The organism is Cupriavidus taiwanensis, from assembly GCF_900249755.1.
GTDB lineage: Bacteria > Pseudomonadota > Gammaproteobacteria > Burkholderiales > Burkholderiaceae > Cupriavidus > Cupriavidus taiwanensis_D.
Genome location: NZ_LT976853.1, coordinates 572533 through 590218, shown reverse-complemented (window position 1 = coordinate 590218; position 17686 = coordinate 572533). Strand labels below are relative to the sequence as shown.

General features: G+C 69.3%; 16 protein-coding genes. 2 read left to right on the top strand and 14 right to left on the bottom strand.

The window, feature by feature from the left end:
- Positions 1-20 precede the first annotated feature (20 nt).
- From CBM2594_RS02685 to CBM2594_RS02645, 9 genes are all read right to left on the bottom strand, one after another.
- Positions 21-326 carry a (2Fe-2S)-binding protein gene (locus CBM2594_RS02685; protein WP_174079734.1) on the bottom strand — a complete coding sequence of 102 codons (306 nt, stop codon included), beginning with the start codon at positions 324-326 and terminating at the stop codon, positions 21-23.
- Between the two features lie 214 nt (positions 327-540).
- Positions 541-2313, bottom strand: a complete 1773-nt coding sequence (gene ptsP / locus CBM2594_RS02680; protein ID WP_116355487.1) for a phosphoenolpyruvate--protein phosphotransferase — start codon at positions 2311-2313, stop codon at positions 541-543.
- 48 nt (positions 2314-2361) lie between these two features.
- A complete protein-coding gene (locus CBM2594_RS02675; protein WP_012351601.1) occupies positions 2362-2631 on the bottom strand; it encodes an HPr family phosphocarrier protein in 270 nt (89 codons plus the stop codon).
- Positions 2600-3055: a PTS sugar transporter subunit IIA gene (locus CBM2594_RS02670; protein WP_062796549.1), complete on the bottom strand. Its 456-nt coding sequence runs from the start codon at positions 3053-3055 to the stop codon at positions 2600-2602. The genes CBM2594_RS02675 and CBM2594_RS02670 overlap by 32 nt, the downstream gene beginning before the upstream one ends.
- Positions 3056-3132: 77 nt before the next feature.
- Complete coding sequence (gshB, locus tag CBM2594_RS02665) at positions 3133-4086, bottom strand: glutathione synthase (protein WP_116355486.1); 954 nt, start codon at positions 4084-4086, stop codon at positions 3133-3135.
- Between the two features lie 8 nt (positions 4087-4094).
- Entirely contained in the window at positions 4095-5390 is a 1296-nt protein-coding gene (gene gshA, locus CBM2594_RS02660) for a glutamate--cysteine ligase (RefSeq protein ID WP_025583378.1), read from the bottom strand.
- 558 nt (positions 5391-5948) lie between these two features.
- Positions 5949-7496, bottom strand: coding sequence for an ammonium transporter (gene amt / locus CBM2594_RS02655; protein WP_116355485.1), 1548 nt, complete (start codon positions 7494-7496; stop codon positions 5949-5951).
- 32 nt (positions 7497-7528) lie between these two features.
- Positions 7529-7867, bottom strand: a complete 339-nt coding sequence (locus CBM2594_RS02650; protein ID WP_010814843.1) for a P-II family nitrogen regulator — start codon at positions 7865-7867, stop codon at positions 7529-7531.
- A gap of 52 nt (positions 7868-7919) precedes the next feature.
- Positions 7920-8702, bottom strand: a complete 783-nt coding sequence (locus CBM2594_RS02645) for a TorF family putative porin (RefSeq protein WP_116355484.1) — start codon at positions 8700-8702, stop codon at positions 7920-7922.
- 389 nt (positions 8703-9091) lie between these two features.
- Between CBM2594_RS02645 and CBM2594_RS02640 the strand changes: the two genes are divergently transcribed.
- Positions 9092-9370, top strand: coding sequence for an accessory factor UbiK family protein (locus CBM2594_RS02640; protein ID WP_012351595.1), 279 nt, complete (start codon positions 9092-9094; stop codon positions 9368-9370).
- Positions 9371-9461: 91 nt separating this feature from the next.
- Entirely contained in the window at positions 9462-11003 is a 1542-nt protein-coding gene (locus CBM2594_RS02635; RefSeq protein WP_116357659.1) for a YifB family Mg chelatase-like AAA ATPase, read from the top strand.
- Positions 11004-11079: 76 nt separating this feature from the next.
- On the opposite strand, the gene zwf is transcribed toward CBM2594_RS02635, so the two are convergent.
- The 5 genes from zwf to nagE form a co-directional block, all read right to left on the bottom strand.
- The gene (gene zwf / locus CBM2594_RS02630; RefSeq protein WP_116355483.1) at positions 11080-12564 is read right to left on the bottom strand and encodes a glucose-6-phosphate dehydrogenase; all 1485 of its coding nucleotides are present in this window, start codon (positions 12562-12564) and stop codon (positions 11080-11082) included.
- A 95-nt stretch (positions 12565-12659) separates the two neighbouring features.
- Positions 12660-13691, bottom strand: coding sequence for an SIS domain-containing protein (locus tag CBM2594_RS02625; RefSeq protein ID WP_116355482.1), 1032 nt, complete (start codon positions 13689-13691; stop codon positions 12660-12662).
- Entirely contained in the window at positions 13684-14787 is a 1104-nt protein-coding gene (gene nagA, locus CBM2594_RS02620) for an N-acetylglucosamine-6-phosphate deacetylase (protein ID WP_116355481.1), read from the bottom strand. Before nagA ends, CBM2594_RS02625 begins: the two co-directional genes overlap by 8 nt.
- Before the next feature lie 43 nt (positions 14788-14830).
- On the bottom strand, positions 14831-15895 hold the full coding sequence (locus CBM2594_RS02615) for a porin (protein WP_116357658.1): 1065 nt from the start codon (positions 15893-15895) through the stop codon (positions 14831-14833).
- Between the two features lie 115 nt (positions 15896-16010).
- On the bottom strand, positions 16011-17684 hold the full coding sequence (gene nagE, locus CBM2594_RS02610; RefSeq protein WP_116355480.1) for an N-acetylglucosamine-specific PTS transporter subunit IIBC: 1674 nt from the start codon (positions 17682-17684) through the stop codon (positions 16011-16013).
- Positions 17685-17686: the final 2 nt, after the last annotated feature.

Sequence of the window (17686 nt, the reverse complement as noted above, 5' to 3'; positions counted from 1 at the left end):
GCTTCAGTTCATGGGCGCGTTCAGGCCACCAGCGCCTTGCGCTGGTCGTTCGCGACTGCCGGGTCCCGAGTGTCCATTATGGTACATGGGCCCGAAGCGGAACAGGAAGAAATCTCCACAACCTGGATGCTGGCAAGAGTCGCCACCGTGACATTGCGTACCGCGGCCACGCCTTCCTGCAATACCTGCTGCGCGCAGTCGCGGCAACGGCCGCAGCACGTGCCGACGCCGAGCGTTTCAGCCAGTTCGTCGAGGGTTTCGACGCCAAGGTGCGCGGCACCGTGGATCTCACGATCGGTGATCTGGTTGCAGATGCAGACGTACACAAGTCCCTCCGTTGGGGTGCGGGACACCGGCATGTCCCTGCGAATGAACGTCAGAATATCAGAGATCAATAATGATAACAATTCCCATTAAGCCACATCGACACAGGTCGGGAACACGTCACTGGACGCAAAACGAAGGCGGCTGACACAACACTTTTCCATCTGTGGAAGTGCCGCGCCAGCCGCCTTTTTGCCTCAGAAAACCCTGATGTCTTCAGGGTCGTGCGATCTGCCGCAGCACCGCGGCCTGTTCCTCGGGGTCGTAGGCCTGCAGCAGCTGGTCGACCAGCGGTTCGAGCCGTTCGCAGTGGGCGTGCAGGATTTCCTGCTTGACCCGCAGTAGTTGCGACGGGTGCATGGAGAACTCGCGCAGCCCCATGCCAAGCAGCAGCCGCGTCATCGACGGGTCGCCCGCCATCTCGCCGCACACCGCCACCGGCACGCCGGCGCGATTGGCTTCGCGGATGGTGCGTGCCACCAGTTGCAGCACCGCCGGATGCAGCGGGTCGAACAGGTGCGCCACCGCGTTGTCGGCGCGGTCGATGGCCAGCGTGTACTGGATCAAATCATTGGTGCCGATGGACAGGAAGTCCATCTTGCGCAGGAACAGCGGCAGCAGCAGCACCGCCGCGGGAATCTCGATCATGGCCCCGACCTTCATGCCGGGGTCGTAGGGCTCGCCGCGCTCGTCCAGCTGGCGCTTGGCCTTGGCGATCAGCGCCAGGGTCTGGTCGATCTCGCTGGCATGCGCCAGCATCGGCACCAGCAAGCGCACCGGGCCGAAGGCCGAGGCGCGCAGCAGCGCGCGCAGCTGGGTCAGGAACATGCCCGGCTCCGACAGCGACCAGCGGATCGCGCGCAGGCCCAGCGCCGGGTTCAGCGCGGTCTCGAAGTCATCGCCGCGGCCGTCGCCGCGGGCGTCGAGCGGCTTGTCGGCGCCGATATCGATGGTGCGGATAGTCACCGGCAGCCCGTGCATGGCGTCGACCGCGCCGCGATAGGCCTGGAACTGCTCGTCTTCGCCGGGGAGTTCGTCGCGCCGGTTCATGAACAGGAACTCGGAACGGAACAGGCCGACGCCGACCGCGCCGGCGGCCAGGGCCGGGCCCGCATCCTCGGCCATCTCGATATTGGCCAGCAGCTCGATCTCGATCCCGTCCAGCGTCACCGCGGGAGTATGGCGCAGGCGCTGCAGGCGCTTCTTTTCCAGCACCCGCTCGCTCTGCCGGTGGCGGTATTCCTCGAGGATGATGGCGGTGGGGTCGACGATCACCAGGCCGGCGTCGCCGTCGATGATGATCCAGTCATCCTGGCGGATCAGCTCGCTTGCGCACTGCACGCCGACCGCGGCCGGGATGTCCAGGCTGCGCGCAACGATGGCGGTATGCGAGGTGCGTCCGCCCAGGTCGGTGACAAAGCCGTGGAACACGGTGTGGCGGAACTGCAGCATGTCGGCCGGCGCGATATCGTGCGCCACCACGATCACGCCCGGGGCGGGCTCGCCGTCGGCGGCGAGCGCGGGCACCGGCGCCGGCACCAGCACCGGGGCGCCGGCCAGCGCCTTCAGGATGCGCTCCACCACCTGCTGGATGTCGGCCTTGCGCTCGCGCAGGTATTCGTCCTCGATCTCGTCGAACTGGCGCATCAGCTCTTCGAGGCGCGTGGTCAGTGCCCACTCGGCGTTGTAGCGCCGGCCCCGGATCAGCGCCTCGGGCTCGCGCGCGAGCGCCTCGTCGTCGAGGATCATCGCGTGCACGTCGAGGAAGGCGCCCAGCTCTTCGGGCGCATCGCGCGGCAGGTCGCGCTTGAGCGCGGCCAGTTCGGCGCGCACCGCGGCGCGCGCGGCGCGCAGGCGTTCTACCTCGGCGTCGAGCTGCTCTTCATCGACCAGGTAGTGCGACACGTCTAGCGCCGCGGGCGCGAGCAGGTGCGCGCGCCCGATGGCGACGCCGCGCGAGACCGGGATGCCGTGCAGGGCGAAAGGCATGTACCGCTCCGTCAGGAACGTTGATCAATTCGGGTCAAGGCCGCGGCCTCACTCCCCTTCACCAAAGCGGTTGGCAATCAGTGCCAGCAGCGCGTCCATCGCCTCCTGCTCGTCGGGGCCCTCGGTCTCGATCGTCACCGTCGAGCCGATTCCGGCGGCCAGCATCATTACGCCCATGATGCTCTTGGCATCGACCTGGCGTCCGTTGCGGGACATCTTGACCTGGCTGACGAAGCTGCCGGCGAGCTGGGTCAGCTTGGCGGACGCGCGTGCGTGCAGTCCGAGTTTATTGATGATGGTGGTGTCCCTCTGCAGCATATTTGTCGGGATGATTGGCGGTTTGATTCTGGACGGTGGTGGTGCCGACCTGCAGCACGCCCTGCGAGCCGCCGGCCAGCGCCTTGGTGGCGAGCTGGTCCAGCTTTTCGGCCCGGTAGCAGATGGCACGGACCAGCATGGGAAGGTTGACGCCGGCCAGCACGCGCACGCGGCCCGGCTCGGCCAGGCGCGCGGCGATATTGGCGGGGGTGGCGCCGAAGATGTCGGTCAGGACCAGCGCGCCGTTGTCTTCGCAGATGGCGTCCAGCCGGCGCCGGGCTTCGGCCAGCACGGCGGCGGGATCGGCATCGGGAAGGACGTCGATGGCTTCCAGCCGCTGCGGCTGGCCACAGTAGACGTGGGCGGCGCAATCGCGCAGGGCTGAAGCCAGCGGGGTGTGCGCGATGATCAGGATGCCTGCCATGATGGTGAATCCGTTGGATTGCCCCGATTGTAGCAGGCGCCCCCCGCGCTCCCGCCGCCGGCCGGGACTGGCGGCGGCTAGCTGCCGGCAGCGCTGACGGCGTGCTCGAGCGCGTCGATGAACATCGCCGCGACATGGAAGCCGGTCTGCTGGGTGATCTCCTGGAAACAGGTCGGGCTCGTCACATTGACCTCGGTCAGGTAGTCGCCGATCACGTCCAGGCCGACCAGCAGCAGGCCCTGCTCCCACAGCCCCGGCGCCAGCGCCTCGGCAATCTCGCGGTCGCGCCGGCTCAGTTCCTGGGCGCGGCCGGTGCCCCCGGCGGCGAGGTTGCCGCGCACTTCGCCGGCCATCGGCACGCGCGCCAGCGAATACGGCACGGGCACGCCGCCGATCAGCAGCACGCGCTTGTCGCCGTCCTTGATCGCCGGGATATAGCGCTGCACCATCAGCGAACGGGCGCCGTCCTGGCCCAGCGTCTCGACGATCGCGGCCAGGTTCATGCCGTCCGCGCCGACGCGGAACACGCCCATGCCGCCCATGCCGTCGAGCGGCTTGACGATGATGTCGCGATGCTCGGCGTGGAAATCGCGGATGCGCGCCAGGTCGCGCGTGACCAGCGTCGGCGTGATGAACTCCGGGTACTGGGCAATCGCCAGCTTCTCGGAATGGTCGCGGATCGCGCGCGGCTTGTTGAAGACCCGCGCGCCCTGCGCCTCGGCCAGCTCCAGCAGCCAGGTGCTGGTCACGTATTCCATGTCGAAGGGCGGGTCCTTGCGCATCAGCACCGCGTCGAAGGCCGACAGCGGCTCGAGCGCGCTGTTGCCTTCGCGGTACCAGGCGCCATCCTCGCCGGTCAGGTGCAGGCGCGTGGCCACGGTCTCGACCGTGCGCCCGGACAGCGCCAGCTGCGGCTGCAGGCACCAGTACAGCTCATGGCCGCGCGCGGCGGCCTCGGCCATCATGGCGTAGGTGGAGTCCTTGTAGGTCTTGAAGGTCTCCAGCGGATCGGTGATGAAGAGGATGCGCATGGTGGCGTTCAGATGATCGGGTTGGGGTCGGTCTTCTCGAGCTCCAGCGACGCCGCCAGCAAGGCCAGCCGCGCCACCACGCCATACATGTAGAAGCGGTTCGGCACCGCCGCGCCAGGCTTGGCGTGGCTGTCCGGGATGCCGTTGGGCGCGAACGCCAGCGGCACGAAGTGCATGCCGGGCGCGTTCAGGTTCTCGTCGTTGCCGCGGCCGGTGTGCACGCGGTAGAAGCCGCCCACCACGTAGCGGTCGATCATGTACACCACCGGCTCGGCCACGGCCTCGTTGACCTTCTCGAAGGTGTGCACGCCCTCCTGGATGATGACGTCGCTGACCTCCAGGCCCTCCTTGACCACGCTCATCTTGTTGCGTTCCTTGCGGTTCAGGCCCTTGATCTCGGACGGGTCGCGCACGGTCATGATGCCCATGCCATAGGTGCCGGCATCGGCCTTGACTACCACGTACGGGGTTTCCTTGATGCCGTACTCGCGGTACTTCTTGGCGATCTTCTTCAGCACGCCTTCGACAGCGTCGGCCAGTTCCTCCTCGCCCACGCGCTCGTGGAAATTCACGCCGGTGGTGCGCGCAAAGTACGGGTTGACCATCCACGGGTCGATGTCGATCAGCTTGGCGAACTTCTTCGCCACCTCGTCATAGGCGGCAAAGTGGCTGCTCTTGCGGCGCGTGGACCAGCCGGCGTGCAGCGGCGGCAGCAGGTATTGCTCGTTGATGTTTTCCAGGATCGGCGGAATGCCGGCCGACAGGTCGTTGTTGAGCAGGATCGAACAGGGGTCGAAGTCCTTCAGCCCCAGCCGGCGGCCCTTGGTGCCCAGGCGCGCCAGGGGCTCGACCACCAGCGTCTGGCCGTCGGGCAGCTCGATCGGGGTCGGCTCGGTGATTTCCTCGGAAAGCGAGCCCAGGCGCACGTTCAGACCCGCCTGGCGCATGATCAGCGACAGCCGCGCCACGTTCTGCAGGTAGAACATATTGCGGGTGTGGCGCTCGGGGATCAGCAGCAGGTTCTTGGCGTCCGGGCAGATCTTCTCGATCGCCGCCATCGCCGCCTGCACCGCCAGCGGCAGCATCTCGGGGGCGAGGTTGTTGAAGCCGCCCGGGAACAGGTTGGTATCGACCGGCGCCAGCTTGAAGCCGGCGTTGCGCAGGTCCACCGAGCAATAGAACGGCGGCGTATGCTCCTGCCATTCCAGCCTGAACCAGCGCTCGATGGACGGCGTGGCGTCCAGGATCTTCTTTTCCAGTTCGAGCAGCGGACCGTTCAGCGCGGTGATGAGATGCGGGACCATATCCATCCTATAGATCGTCTTAATCGTTCGCCCCGATTGTAGAGGAACGGCCAAACAGGCGCTGGCACACCCTTTATAAGGATATGCAGCGCCTGGCATAAGGGATAACGATATGGCGATGGCCGGCGCGAAATAAAGGGGAAGTGCCGGCGCGGCGAACTGGCAAAAAAAAGCGCGGCATCGCCGCGCTTTTAAATGGCCTGACAGATACGGGGAGCGTTCTGCAGGTGGAGGAAACTGCCTCAATGGCAATGTATGTGCGCCGCACATTAAATACAATTGAAGCTTTTTAAGATCGGAGTTAAGCACTTTGCGAAAAGCCCGCGCGGGGCGCGGGGAGATTGCCGGCGTGGCCGCGCCGGCGCTGCGTTTGCCGGTATCGGCCGAAGTGAAAACGGATCCCCGGCGACGCTGGCCGGCCTGCGGATCAGCCGCCGTCCGCCCTGCTAATGTCTGCAACATCAGTCAGCGCAGCAACATAAAAAAGCCCGGCACGCGGCCGGGCAAAACTCCTGAGAGCAGATTCCCAATCAGCTCTCCAGCACAACACGGTTCCGATCAGCCTTCGTACGCGGTTTCGCCGTGCGAGGTGATATCCAGGCCTTCGCGCTCTTCGTCTTCCGGCACGCGCAGGCCGATCAGCATGTCAACCAGCTTGTAGGCGACGAAGGCGACCACGCCGGACCACACCACGGTGGTCAGCACGCCTTCGAACTGCACCCACAGCTGGCCGGCGATGGAGTAGTCGTCCGCCACCTTGTTGGCGACGTAGTCATAGATGCCGGTGCCGCCCAGGCTGGGCGCGGCGAACACGCCGGTCAGCAGCGCGCCGACGATGCCGCCCACGCCGTGCACGCCGAACACGTCCAGCGAGTCGTCCATGCCCAGCATGCGCTTCAGTCCGGTCACGCCCCACAGGCACAGCAGGCCGGCCACCAGGCCCATCACGATCGAGCCCATCGGGCCGACGAAGCCCGCCGCCGGGGTGATCGCCACCAGCCCCGCCACCGCGCCCGACGCGCCGCCCAGCATCGACGGCTTGCCCTTGCCGATCCACTCGCCGAAGGTCCACGCCAGCACCGCCGCGCAGGTCGCCAGCAGCGTGTTGACGAAGGCCAGTGCGGCACCGGCGCTGGCTTCCAGGCCCGAGCCGGCGTTGAAGCCGAACCAGCCGAACCACAGCAGCGAGGCACCGACCATGGTGAAGGTCAGGCTGTGCGGACGGATCGCCTCGCGGCCGAAGCCGATGCGCTTGCCGAACATGAAGGCACCGACCAGGCCCGCCACGGCGGCGTTGATGTGCACCACGGTGCCGCCGGCATAGTCCAGCGCGCCCTTCTGGAACAGCCAGCCCGACTTGGCGGTCGCGGCAGCGCCAGCGGCGGCGTCGGTGTAGGCGTCAGGACCCGGCCAGAACCAGACCATGTGCGCCATCGGGATGTAGGCGAAGGTGAACCACAGCACCACGAACACCAGCACCGCCGAAAAGCGCGCGCGCTCGGCGAAGGCGCCGATGATCAGGCCGCAGGTGATGCAGGCAAAGGCGCACTGGAAGGCAAAGAAGCCCAGTTCGGGGATCACCACGCCCTTGCTGAAGGTGGCGGCCATGGCTTCCACCGTCAGCCCCTTCATGAAGAGCCGGTCGGTGCCGCCGAAGAACGCATTGCCCTCGGTGAAGGCGAAGCTGTAGCCATAGACCGCCCACAGCAGCGCCACCAGCGAGAAGATCACCAGGCACTGCATCAGCACCGACAGCATGTTCTTGGAACGGACCAGGCCGCCGTAGAACAGCGCCAGCCCGGGCAGCGTCATCAGGATGACGAAGGCCGTGGCGACCAGCAGCCACGCGACGTCACCCTTGTTCGGGACCGGCGCCGCCGGCGCGGCGGTCTCCGCGGGTGCGGCGGCAGCGGGCGTGGCCGCCGGCGTTGCGGCGGCCGGGGCAGCAGCAGCAGCCGGGGCCGCTGCGGCCGCCGCGGCGGGGGCCGAGGCCTCGGCCGCGGGCTTGTCCTGCGCGGCGGCCGGGGTGGCAATGCCCACGCCGGCCGTGCCCACGGCCAGCGCCATCGCGCCCGCGGTCAGGAATCGCTTGATCCAGGTTTTCATGGAATTCACCTTTGTCTCTATGCTGTCTTGGGTCACAGGGCATCGCCGCCGGTCTCGCCGGTGCGGATGCGGATGACCTGCTCGATCGGGGCCACGAAGATCTTGCCGTCGCCGATCTTGCCGGTGCGGGCGGACTTCTCGACCGCCTCGATGGCGCGCTCGACCACGTCGTCGGGCACCGCCACCTCGATCTTCACCTTGGGCAGGAAGTCGACGATGTATTCGGCGCCGCGGTACAGCTCGGTGTGGCCCTTCTGGCGGCCGAAGCCTTTCACTTCGGTCACGGTGATGCCGGACACGCCCACGTCCGACAGCGCTTCGCGCACCTCGTCGAGCTTGAACGGCTTGATGACTGCGATGATGAGTTTCATCAGGATTCTCCTGGGAGCGGACCGGCATCAGCCCGCCCGGGCTGCGTCAGAGTTAGAAAGTCTTGGTGATCGAGGCCCACGCCGCGGCCTTGCCCAGGTAGCGGCCGCGGTTGGCGCTGGTATAGGCCACTTCCTTGGCGTTGGTGTCGACATAGGCGACCGCCAGCGCGAAGCCCTTGCCCAGGTCCTTGGTCAGGCCGATCTTCCAGTCGGTGTACGAGGCGTCGCTGTTGTGCTTCACGCCCTGGTAGCCGACGTGCGCGTTCAGCGTCAGGTCCCAGAAGTTCAGCGGCACGTTGGCGGTGAGGTCGACGTAGTAGCTGTTCTTGCTGTCGGCCCAGCCGAACAGGTTGGTGACCGAGTGCGAGTACTTCAGCATGACCGGACCCCAGCCGAGGCCTGCATACAGTTCGGTGGTGTACGGGCGCGGGTTGTTGTAGCCGCCCGGGTAGTAGTACTCGAGCACGCCCAGGTCATAGGCGAATTCGGTGCCGGCCACCTTGAAGGTGTTCTTGAAGCCGCCGTAGAAGTCCATCTCGACCGGCGCCGACACGGCCGGGTTGGCATCTTCCAGCCAGCTGATGCTGGAGTTCCAGTTGCCCAGATAGAAGCCGCTTTCGTGCGCGTAGTCGAAACCGCCCTGGATCGCCGGACGCAGGTTGGTCTGGCTGATGCCGCGGTAGCGGTAGTCCGTCACCAGCGACACGTTGGCCGTGAACGTATGCGGCGAGGCCGGCTCGGCAGCCGGGGCCGCGGCGTCGGTGCTCTGCGCCAGGGCGCCGCCGGCGGCACTGGCCAGGACCACCGCGCTGACTGCAAGGGCCAACTTCTTCATGAGGCTTTTCTCCTTTTCCTGATGGCTTGGATTTCGTTTAGTTGGATTCCGGTAAAACTCTGAGGCAGCTCGGCATCACTACTGCAACTGCCGTGCCACCCTGCGGAAAGCAGCGGTCCCAGCGCAGCGGCGCGCGCTGGCCAGCCGCCGGGGCAACCGCGGATCCGCCCCGCGGCACGGCCAGATCGGGTTAAATGGTGTGAACGGCGCGGCGCCGGTGCTTTCGCCGGCGTGCCGCTGGGGCGATAATCGAGGTCTGACGGTGGCTGCGTACGGCCCCGGCGCACCGGACCCGCCCGCATTCAGGGCGCCCAATTCCTGTGCGAAAGCGCGCCATACGCCAGATGCCCACCCGGATTGGCACCACTCAGGTGCGCAAAGGAGAAACCATGAAACCGACCGACCTCTTCAACGACCTGCAGAACAAGGTCAGCGAGGCGCTGCGCAATTCGCCGGCAAGGGACATCGAGAAAAACGTGCGCAGCATGATGACCCAGGGCTTTGCCCGGCTGGACCTGGTCACGCGCGAGGAATTCGACGTGCAGTCGCAGGTGCTGGCGCGCACCCGCGCCCGCCTGGAGGAACTGGAAAGCCGCGTGGCCGAGCTGGAGCGCCGCGCCGGCATCCCGCCCGGCGCCGGCTCGGTGGACTCGACCGGGGGCGCGTGAGCACGCCGGTCGCACCGCAAACACCCAGCCTGTCTGACGGCCGCCAGTCCTGGCGGCCTTTTTCGTTAACAGTTTCGTGCGGGTCGATGCCATGAGCCTTGCCGTCCTTCGCAGCCGGGCCCTGACCGGCATCGCCGCGCCGCCGGTGCGGGTCGAGACCCACCTGGCCAACGGCCTGCCGGCCTTCACCATCGTCGGCCTGGCCGACACCGGCGTGCGCGAAAGCCGCGAGCGCGTGCGCGCCGCCATCCTCAACAGCGGCTATGAATTTCCCAACCGCCGCATCACCGTCAACCTGGCCCCGGCCGACCTGCCCAAGGAATCCGGCCGTTTCGACCTTGCCATCGCGCTGGGCATCCTGGCGGCCAGCGGCCAGATCCCGGCCGATGCGCTGGACCTGCACGAATTCGCCGCCGAGCTGTCGCTGTCCGGCGAACTGCGGCCGGTGCGCGGCGCGCTGGCGATGGCGATGGGGCTGGCGCGCGACAACGCCGGGCGCGCCGCCGCCGGCGCGGCGCCACGCGCCTTCCTGGTCGCCGCGGGCAACGGCGCCGAAGCCGCGCTGATCGAAGACCTGGCCGTGCACGCGGCCGCCACGCTGCGCCAGGCCTGCGACCACCTCGGCCCGCGCGACGACGCGCGGCTGCCGCGCGCCATGCCGCCGCTGCTGCCCGCCTGCGCCGGGCTCGGCCCGGACATGCGCGATGTGCGCGGCCAGGCGCAGGCGCGCCGCGCCATGGAGGTGGCGGCAGCGGGCCAGCATTCCGTGCTGCTGGTGGGCCCGCCCGGCACCGGCAAGTCGATGCTGGCGCAGCGCCTGCCCGGCCTGCTGCCGCCGATGTCGCTGCAGCAGGCACTGGAAGCCGCCGCGGTGATGAGCCTGACCCCGGGCGGCTTCCGCGCCGAGGCCTGGGGCCTGCGTCCGTGCCGGGCGCCGCACCATACCGCGTCGGGCCCGGCCATGGTCGGCGGCGGCGGCAATCCGCGCCCGGGCGAGATCTCACTCGCGCACCACGGCGTGCTGTTCCTCGACGAACTGCCCGAATTCGACCGCCGCGTGCTCGAAGTCCTGCGCGAGCCGCTAGAATCCGGCCGCATCACCATCGCCCGCGCCAACGGCCACGCCGACTTCCCCGCCTGCTTCCAGTTCGTCGCGGCGATGAACCCCTGCCCGTGCGGCTACCTCGGTCATCCCGACCGGCCCTGCCGCTGCACGCCCGACCAGGTGCGGCGCTACCAGTCGCGCATCTCCGGCCCCATGCTCGACCGCATCGACCTGCAGGTCGAAGTGCCCGCGCAGGACCAGGGAGAAATGCTCGACGGCCCGCCCGGCGAAGCCAGCGCCGCGGTGCGCGCGCGCGTGCTGGCCGCGCGCGAACGGCAGCTTGCGCGCCAGGGCAAGCCCAACAATGAGCTGGGCGGGCGCGAGATCGAGCAGCATTGCGCCATGGACCCACAGGCGCAGGCGCTGTTGCGCGGCGCGATGACGCGGCTGGCATGGTCGGCGCGCTCGTACTTCCGCGTGCTAAAGGTGGCGCGCACCATCGCCGACCTGGCCGGGGCCGAGCTGCTGAACGCCGCGCACGTGGGCGAGGCCATCCAGTACCGGCGCGCGCTGCGAATGGCCGGCTAGCGCAAATCCGGCGGCAGCGCCGGCCACGCGTGGCGAAGGCCCGCTCGCGCTACGGCGATGCCGCCGGGCCTTGGCCTCAGGCCTCCTCGGACCATTGCACGCCCTCGCGCGCCATGAACGCCGACGACGCCGCCGGGCCCCAGGTGCCGGCGGTATAGGGCCGCGGCCCCTCGTCCTGCGCGCGCCACGCCTCCAGGATCGGGTCGACCCAGGTCCAGGCGGCCTGCAGCTCGTCGCGCCGCACGAACAGCGCCAGCCGGCCGCGGATCACGTCGAGCAGCAGGCGTTCGTACGCTTCGGCGCGGCGCGTGGTGAAGGCCGAATCCAGGTTCAGCGCCAGGCTCAGCGGCTTGAGCTTCATGCCCTCGCCCGGCTGCTTCACCATCAGCGTCAGCCGCACCGCTTCTTCCGGCTGCAGCCGGATCACCATGCGGTTGGGCTGCAGCGTGCTGCCGGGGTCGAAGATCGAATGGGGCACCTCGGCAAAGTGGATCACCACCTCGGTCACGCGCTCCTGCATGCGTTTGCCGGTGCGCAGGTAGAACGGCACCTGGTTCCAGCGCCAGGTGCCCAGCTCGGCGCGCATCGCGACAAAGGTCTCGGTGCGGCTGTCGGGCGGAATTCCCGCTTCCTGCAGGTAGCCTGGCACCAGCTCGCCGCCGATGGCGCCGGCGGTGTACTGGCCGCGCACGGTATTGCGGCGCACGTCCTCGGGCGACATCGGCCGCAGCGAGCGCAGCACCTTGAGCTTTTCATCGCGCACCGCGTCGGAGTCGAGCGATGCCGGCGGTTCCATCGCCAGGATGCTGACCAGCTGCAGCAGGTGGTTCTGCACCATGTCGCGCATGGCGCCGGCCTCGTCGTAGAAGCCGCCGCGCGTGCCCACGCCCACGGTCTCGGCCACGGTGATCTGGATGCTGCGCACGAACGGCGTGCGCCACAGCGGCTCGAAGATCGAGTTGCCGAAGCGCAGCGCCATCAGGTTCTGCACCGTCTCCTTGCCCAGGTAGTGGTCGATCCGGTAGGTGCGGTCCTCGCTGAAGTAGCGGCTGACCACCTCGCCGATGCCGATCGCCGAGGCCAGGTCCACGCCCAGCGGTTTTTCCAGCACCAGCCGGGTATCGTCGGCAATCAGCCCGTGGCTGGCCAGGTTGTCGCAGGTGGCGGCGAACAGCCCCGGCGGCATCGCCATGTAGTAGATCCGCAGCGCATCGTTGCGCAGCTGCGCGGCCAGCGCGGGATAGTCGCTGGCCTGCCCGGCGTCGACGTGCACGAAGTCCAGCCGCTGCAGGAAGGCCTGCCATTTGCCCGTTTCGAGATAGCGCGCATCGACAAAGGGTTGTGCGCTTTGGTCGGCAAAATTGACAAAGGCCTCGCGGTCCCAGCGGTGCCGGCCCACGCCGACGATGCGGGTGCCCTCCGGCAGGTTGCCGTCGCGGTGGCACATGTAGAGCGAGGGCAGCAGCTTGCGCGCCGACAGGTCGCCGGCGCCGCCGAAGATGACGAGGTCAAGCGGCCGGGCGTCGGCAGTGCCGAAGGCAGAGGTGCGGGTGGTTGGCATGACGGGCTCCTTGCGTGCCGGTGGGGCGTGGGGTGTTGGGCGGCGGCGGGCGGGGCAAGCCGGCGGTTCTTGCCGTGTCCGCGCGCACGGCCCGGTCAGCGGGTCTCGGTCACCTTGCGCAGGTATTGCGGCTGGTCGGGATTGCGCCCGCGCGCCAGGGCCAGCGCGTGCGCGGCGACATAGAAGCTCTGGATCGCACAGAGCGGATCCAGCAGCGCTTCGCCTGCCGGCACCAGCGGCAACGCCACCGGACCACCCGCATCATCCGTGCCAGCCGGTGCGGCCAGCAGCACGCGCGCGCCGCGTGCGCGCATCTCCGCGGCCAGTGCCAGCAGCCCGGCCTGCTCCGGCCCGCGCGGCGCGAACACCAGCAGCGGATAGCCGTCGCCGATCAGCTCCATCGGGCCGTGCCGCACCTCGGCGCCGGAAAAGGCTTCGGCCTGGATGCCGGCGGTTTCCTTGAGCTTGAGCGCGGCCTCCTGCGCCACCGCCAGCCCCGCGCCGCGTCCCAGCACCATCATGCGCTGCGCGCCGCGCAGCGCCGGCACCAGCGCGGACCAGTCCTGCGCCGCCGCCGCGGCCAGCGCGGCGGGCAGCCCGCGGCAGGCATCGAGCAAATCGCGCGCGCCGCCGCGCGCGGCTTCCAGATGCCCGACCAGCAGCGCCGACATCGACAGCATGGCGATATAGCTCTTGGTCGCGGCCACGCTGTGCTCGGTACCGGCGTGCAGCGGCAACGCATGCGCGCACGCCTGCGCCAGCGGCGAGGCGGGCGCGTTGACCAGCGCCACGGTGGCGGCGCCGCCGGCGCGCAGCGCCTGCATGGTCTCGACCAGGTCGGGGCTGCGGCCCGACTGCGAGAACGCCACCGCGAGCTGTCCCGCCACGCGCAGCACACTGTCGTGCAGCGTTACCGTCGACATCGGCAGCGACGCCACCGGCACGCCCAGCCGGCGCGTGACCAGCGCGGCGAAATAGCTGGCGGCGTGGTCCGAGCTGCCGCGCGCCACCGTCAGCACCGCGGGCCAGTCGTGCCCGGCCAGTTGCGCGGCCAGCGCCGCCACGCGCGGCGCGTCGGCCAGCTGCGCGGACACCACGCCGGGCGCGCTCAGGGCTTCCTCAAGCATTCGCGACACAGCACTCTCCTTCGACATAAACGGTTCGCACCGACAGCGCGCGGTCCAGCACCACCACGTCGGCCCAGCAGCCTTCGGCCAGCATGCCGCGGTCGGCCAGGCCCAGGTACTGCGCCGGGTACAGCGACACGCGGCGCGAGGCATCGGCCAGGTCCAGCCCGATCGCCACGAAGTTGCGCAGCGCCTGGTCCATGGTCAGCACGCTGCCGGCGAGCGTGCCGTCGGCCAGCCGCACGCTGCCATTGGCCTTGTAGACGGTCTGGCAGCCGAGGTGGTACATGCCGTCGGGCATGCCCGCGGCAGCGGTGGCATCGGTGACCGCGTAGAGCCGCGGGATCGCGCGCAGCGCGGCGCGGATGGCGCCGGGATGCACGTGCAGCAGGTCCGGGATCAGCTCGGCGAACTCGGCGTGCGCCAGCGCCGCCGCGACCACGCCGGGGGCGCGGTGGCGCAGCGGCGTCATCGCGTTGAACAGGTGGGTAAAGCCGCTGGCGCCGGCATCGAGCGCGGCCACCGCGTCTTCATAGGTGCCCAGCGTGTGGCCCAGCTGCACGCGCACGCCGCGCGCGGCGAGCTGGCGGATGATGTCCAGGTGCCCCGGCAGTTCGGGCGCCAGCGTCACTACCTTCAGCGGCGCGGCGTCCAGGTACTGCGCCAGCTCTTCGGGCCTGGCGATGACCGAGGTGTCCGGCTGCGCGCCGAGCTTGCCCGGGTTGATGTACGGCCCTTCCAGGTGCACGCCCAGCAGCCGCGCCGCGCCGGCCGGGCGCGCGGCACAGGCGCGGCCCAGCGCCTGCACCGCGGGCAGCAGCACGGCGTGCGGCGCGGTCATGGTGGTGCCCAGCAGGCTGGTGGTGCCGAAGCGCACATGCGCGCGCAGGATCACCGGCACCGCGGCCTCGCCATCCATGAAGTCCTTGCCGCCGCCGCCGTGGTTGAGCAAGTCGACAAACCCCGGCAGCAGGTACGGCGCATCGTTGCCCGCGGGCGTGACCGGCACCCCCTCGATGCGCGCGATGCGTCCGTCCGCGCCGGCATGGATCTCGCCGAAGACCCAGCCGGCCGGCGTCAGGATATTTCCCTTCATGGCAATGCTCTCTCCCATCATCGGCTGCCGCACCGGGCCACCGTCAGAACAAGTGGATGATGCCGGCATAGGCACCCTGCTGGCTGGCCCCGGCGCGCGGCATGGTGTCCGGCGACGCCTCCACCGAGAACGTGGCGTTGCGCGAGTTGAACACCGAGGCGACGGTGCCATACAGCGCGGTGCGCTTCGACAAGTCATACTTTGCGCCCAGTGTGACAAGCGTGCCATGCCCGCCGCCCCGGTTCAGGGTGGCGTAGTAGACGCCCGACAGCAGCGTCAGCGACGGCAGCATGCGGTAGTTCGCGCCCACCCACGCCATCTGGCTGCGCGTGGCGGCATACGGGTTCTCCGGCGTGGCTACAGTGGCTGCCGACGACACGGTCAGGTTGTAGCCGGCGAACAGCCGCAGGGCAGCGAGCGCATAGCTGCCGCCCAGCGTGTACTGGCGCGAGCTGGCGTACAGGTTGTCCATGCGGCCCTGCGCGTCGCGCAGTTCTTCGTAGATGCCGGTCAGGCTCAGGTTGCCCTGCGCGTACTTGACCGCCGCGCTCAGCTGCCTGCCGCTGCGCGCGCTGCCCGGCACGCCGTCGCTGCCGGCCTGCGCGCGCACGCTCAGCCCGCCCCACGCGGGCGAGTTGTAGGTCACGGCATTGGGGCGCGAGCCCCAGTTGCGGCCATAGACCAGCGTGGCGATCGAGCTGGCCTGCAGGCCCATCGGGTCGATCGCGCCGCTCTCGTCGTCGGTCAGGCTCATGGCGCGGCCCAGCAGCAGCGCGCCCCAGTCGTCGCCGGCCAGTCCCACCTGCGCGCGGCGCCCGAACAGCGGATCGGAACGGCCGGTGCCGGAGGTCACCATGCCCTCCAGGTTGAACACCCCGCGCAGGCCGCCGCCGAGGTCTTCGGCGCCGCGCAGGCCCCAGAAGCTGACGCCGTACTGGTTGCTGCCGAAGCGCAGGGTGTCGGCGTCGCCGCCGGGGCGGGCGATGCCGTTGACATAGTCGAGGCCGGCCACGGCGCGGCCGTACAGGGTGATGCCGGTGGCGGCGGCCTGCGCGCAGGCGCTTCCGGCCGACGCCGCGAGCAGCGTCGTCAATGCAATGCGTTTCACGATCAATGGCTCCTGGATAGGCAATCGGTGTCCACCGGCACGGCAGGCGTCGCTGTCGTTGTCGTGTTGGCCGGTGGCAGGATCGACCGCAGCCGCGCGGCTGCGGCGGCGGGGGTCAGTCGGGCCGGGCTTGCAGGGCACGCTGCAGCGCGGCCGCGCAGCCGTCGGCGGCATGGCCGAAGGCGATATGCGCGGTGTCGTCGCCAACCCACATCAGCGGGCTGCCGTCCAGGCGCGCGGCCTGCACGCGGGCGCGCTCGCGCACCACCACGCGCAGCCGCGACAGTGCCACCACGCTGACCGCGGCGATATTGGCGGCGCCGCCGAGCGCATCGATCCACCAGCCGGGTTCGAAGCTGTTGGCGCCGGCGGCCGGCGCGGCCTGCTGCTGCAGCACCGCGCGGATCTCGCCCGCGACCTGCTCGGCCTGCGGGCCGATCACCACCTGCACCACGTTGGGCGGGCGCTTGAGCACGCCGCGCACGCCCAGCGCCTTCAGCCGCGGCTCGGACACCGCGGCGGTGTCGGCCACGTTCAGCCGCAGCCGCGTGGTGCAGGCATCGACCACCGTCAGGTTGGCTGCCCCGCCCAGCGCCTCGACATAGCGCTGCGCCACGCTGCCGGCGACAGGCTGCGGCGCGTCGCCGGCCGGTGTTGCAGTCGCTGCGGGCGCGGCCTCGTCGCGGCCCGGCGTCGGCAGGTTGAAGCGGCGGATAAAGAAGCGGAACACGCCGTAGTAGACCAGCGCATAAGCCAGTCCCAGCGGCAGCGCCAGCCAGCCGCGGCTGGACAGGCCGTAGCCCAGCACGTAGTCGATCGCGCCGGCCGAGAAGGTGAAGCCCAGCCGGATATCGAGCAGGTGGCACAGCGCCATCGACAGGCCGGTCATCACCGCATGCAGCCCGTACAGCACCGGCGCCAGGAACATGAAGCTGAACTCGATCGGCTCGGTGATGCCGGTCAGGAACGAGGTCAGCGCCATCGAGAACAGCATGCCGCCCACCAGCGCGCGCCGCCCGCGCGGGGTCTCGTGGTACATCGCCAGGCACGCCGCAGGCAGGCCGAACATCATCACCGGGAAGAAGCCGGTCATGAACAGGCCCGCGCCGGGATCGCCGGCGAAATAGCGGTGCAGGTCGCCCGCCACCATCGCGCCGGTGGCCGGGTCGGCATAGTTGCCGAACACGAACCACGCCAGCGTATTGATCAGGTGGTGCAGCCCGGTCACCAGCAACAGCCGGTTCAGCAGCCCGAACACGAACGCGCCGGCCGAACCGGCGGTGGTCAGCCAGGCGCCGGCGACGTTGATGCCGGCCTGCACCGGCGCCCAGGCATAGGCCAGCGCGATGCCCAGCAGCAGGCAGGCCAGCGCGGTGACGATGGGCACGAAGCGCTTGCCGGCAAAGAACCCCAGGTAGGGCGGCAGCGCGACGCCGCGGTAGCGGTTGTACAGGCCGCCCGCGAGCGCGCCGGCGACGATGCCGGCCAGCACGCCCATGTCGAGCGACTTGTCGACGGTCTTCATCACCGTGGTCAGCACCAGGTAGCCGATGGCGCCGGCCAGCGCCGCGGCGCCGTTGTTGTCGCGCGCAAAGCCCACCGCCACGCCGATGGCGAACAGCAGCGCCAGATTGGCGAAGACGGCATTGCCGGCCTCGGCCATCACCTTGATGCCGAACACGTCGGGCTGGCCCAGCCGCAGCAGCAGCCCCGCCACCGGCAGCACGGCGATCGGCAGCATCAGCGTGGCGCCCAGGCGTTGCACCCTGGGCAGCAGGTCGATCTTCATTG

Coding starts and splice junctions, on each gene's coding strand:
- ptsP (WP_116355487.1), bottom strand. CDS start 2,313: ATGCCTTTCGCCCTGCACGGCATCCCGGTCTCGCGCGGCGTCGCCATC.
- CBM2594_RS02675 (WP_012351601.1), bottom strand. CDS start 2,631: ATGCTGCAGAGGGACACCACCATCATCAATAAACTCGGACTGCACGCA.
- CBM2594_RS02670 (WP_062796549.1), bottom strand. CDS start 3,055: ATGGCAGGCATCCTGATCATCGCGCACACCCCGCTGGCTTCAGCCCTG.
- gshB (WP_116355486.1), bottom strand. CDS start 4,086: ATGCGCATCCTCTTCATCACCGATCCGCTGGAGACCTTCAAGACCTAC.
- gshA (WP_025583378.1), bottom strand. CDS start 5,390: ATGGTCCCGCATCTCATCACCGCGCTGAACGGTCCGCTGCTCGAACTG.
- amt (WP_116355485.1), bottom strand. CDS start 7,496: ATGAAAACCTGGATCAAGCGATTCCTGACCGCGGGCGCGATGGCGCTG.
- CBM2594_RS02650 (WP_010814843.1), bottom strand. CDS start 7,867: ATGAAACTCATCATCGCAGTCATCAAGCCGTTCAAGCTCGACGAGGTG.
- CBM2594_RS02645 (WP_116355484.1), bottom strand. CDS start 8,702: ATGAAGAAGTTGGCCCTTGCAGTCAGCGCGGTGGTCCTGGCCAGTGCC.
- CBM2594_RS02640 (WP_012351595.1), top strand. CDS start 9,092: ATGAAACCGACCGACCTCTTCAACGACCTGCAGAACAAGGTCAGCGAG.
- CBM2594_RS02635 (WP_116357659.1), top strand. CDS start 9,462: ATGAGCCTTGCCGTCCTTCGCAGCCGGGCCCTGACCGGCATCGCCGCG.
- zwf (WP_116355483.1), bottom strand. CDS start 12,564: ATGCCAACCACCCGCACCTCTGCCTTCGGCACTGCCGACGCCCGGCCG.
- CBM2594_RS02625 (WP_116355482.1), bottom strand. CDS start 13,691: ATGCTTGAGGAAGCCCTGAGCGCGCCCGGCGTGGTGTCCGCGCAGCTG.
- nagA (WP_116355481.1), bottom strand. CDS start 14,787: ATGAAGGGAAATATCCTGACGCCGGCCGGCTGGGTCTTCGGCGAGATC.
- nagE (WP_116355480.1), bottom strand. CDS start 17,684: ATGAAGATCGACCTGCTGCCCAGGGTGCAACGCCTGGGCGCCACGCTG.